Below are 431 nucleotides of genomic sequence, written 5' to 3' on the forward strand. Positions count from 1 at the left end.
ATGCTCTCCTGCTCGCGCCATCCCATGGGCGGAGTGCTAGCACAGGGCGAAACCGCCTCGCGTGGTCCGGGCCGCAGCCATCGGAAGAGCGATCAAGCGACCTCGCGGAAGGCTCCCAGCGATCGCGCATGCGATGCGCGGCCGATTGCCGGTTTTTCGCCGTGGCTTAGTCTTCGTTCCGAACAGGAGAGGCGAGGCCATGTCCCCCATCGACCCGGCGCTGCTGGCGCGCATCGAACGTCTGGAAGCGGTTGAGGCCATCCAGGCCCTGGCGGTGCGCTACGCCATGGCGGTGGATGCGCGCGACCTGGACGCCTGGCTCGCCATGTTTCCCGAGGATATCGACTGCGGCCGCCGCGGTGTGGGCCGGGCGGCGCTGCGCAGCTTCATCGCACCTGCCGTGAAGGACTTCTATCGCACCGTGCACATGA

1 protein-coding gene is annotated in these 431 nt (G+C 67.5%); it reads left to right on the forward strand.

What is annotated here, in order from left to right:
• Positions 1 to 199: 199 nt before the first annotated feature.
• Positions 200 to 431, forward strand: a 232-nt coding sequence (locus C7G61_RS43540) for a nuclear transport factor 2 family protein (protein ID WP_190242303.1), incomplete at its 3' end; no start/stop codon positions are given.

It is taken from the genome of Bradyrhizobium algeriense (genome assembly GCF_003062295.1).
GTDB classification, from domain to species: Bacteria; Pseudomonadota; Alphaproteobacteria; order Rhizobiales; family Xanthobacteraceae; genus Bradyrhizobium; species Bradyrhizobium algeriense.